Source organism: Yersinia sp. IP36721 (assembly GCF_003634395.1).
GTDB lineage: Bacteria > Pseudomonadota > Gammaproteobacteria > Enterobacterales > Enterobacteriaceae > Yersinia > Yersinia entomophaga.
In genome coordinates this window covers 1-1,315 of sequence record NZ_QCZL01000062.1, presented here as the reverse complement: position 1 = coordinate 1,315, position 1,315 = coordinate 1, and the positions used below count along the sequence as shown (strand labels likewise).

Genomic DNA, 1,315 nt, shown 5'->3' with positions numbered 1-1,315 from the left:
TGGGTGTAAATAAATGATATTTTTTCCATAACCAGACCTTTATTTATATTTGCTAAATCTCTATGGGCTAGCAGTGGATCACTTGCGATATCGAATGACCGAGTACCAGAAAACAAACCCAACTATCTCCAGTTCGCTCTCTAGCGCTTCCTCATCATCATTTTCTTCACGATTGAAGCTGCGGATCGTCACCTTCCCACCAGGGCGGCGATAGAGTTGCTTAATGCGCTTGAGCCCATCCTGATTAATTGCGTATAGCTCACCATCCACAATCTTTTTATTCTGAGTATCAACTGCAACGGTAGCGCCATCGGGTATTACTGGCTCCATGCTGTTTCCTGCCGCCGGAAAGCAGATAACCCCAGAACCATCCGTGTTAGCTCCCACTCGTCTCAGGGTAGCTTTAGAGAAGCGAATTTTAAATCCGTTATAATCTTCGTTCGGCACTCGCCCATCCCCACAAGCAAACTCTATATCTCTAAGAAATGGCACTTCAACTTCATCTTCATGTAGCGGTGTTTTACTGTCCCATGCATCAACAGTTCCCCATTCTGATTCTCTAGGGATTGTTGAATCTGGATGATGTGGCTTTACTCCGTCTTCGCGCATTGGCCCCTCACCCCGCCCAAGCCATTCAGGTTTAACCCTCAATGCTTCAGATATTTCAAGGATTTTTCGGGATGATTTTGCTTTACCTGACGTTAGCTTTTGAATGGCAGGCTGAGTTAGCCCAACAGCTTTAGCAAGCTGCTCCTGAGATAAGCCTTCTTCTAGTAAGGCTTTATTTAAACGATCTGCAAATGTGTTCATACGCCTAATTTATAACCATGGTTATGTTTATGCAAATAACAAAGGTTATGGACAATTGGCATAACTTGGGTTATCTTTTCCAATATCACATAACCAAAAGAGGCTTTTAAATGAATTTAGTTATCCAGCGAGCTTTGAGCATCGTCGGTAGCCAGAAAAAGCTTGCCGACGTTTGTGGTGTTAGCCAGCCAGCCGTTCATAAATGGCTGAATGGCGGCTTGGTCTCTCCAGAGAAGGTGAGTGCCATCGTAAACGCCACGGGAGGGCAAGTTTCAGCTCACGAAGTTCGCCCAGATTTACCTGACTTGTTCCCTCACCCAGAACAAGCAGCTTAAGCACTACCGCTCTTTAACACTACTGACCTCACCCCGGAAAGTCTGGGGCAACAAAAGTGACAAGCTCACAGCTTTGTCACGTAACAACATCTAACAAGGGAAGTATTACGCATGGAACGTGCAAGTAACAGCAAGAAAGCAATGAAGATTGAGACCGCTTTATTGAACAA

Annotated in this window: 2 protein-coding genes; one reads left to right on the top strand and one right to left on the bottom strand. The window is 44.9% G+C overall.

The window, feature by feature from the left end:
* Positions 1 to 78: 78 nt before the first annotated feature.
* Positions 79 to 810, bottom strand: coding sequence for a helix-turn-helix transcriptional regulator (locus DBA33_RS20195; RefSeq protein ID WP_120807108.1), 732 nt, complete (start codon positions 808 to 810; stop codon positions 79 to 81).
* A gap of 110 nt (positions 811 to 920) precedes the next feature.
* Between DBA33_RS20195 and DBA33_RS20190 the strand changes: the two genes are divergently transcribed.
* A complete protein-coding gene (locus DBA33_RS20190; protein ID WP_120807107.1) occupies positions 921 to 1,145 on the top strand; it encodes a helix-turn-helix domain-containing protein in 225 nt (74 codons plus the stop codon).
* Positions 1,146 to 1,315 lie beyond the last annotated feature (170 nt).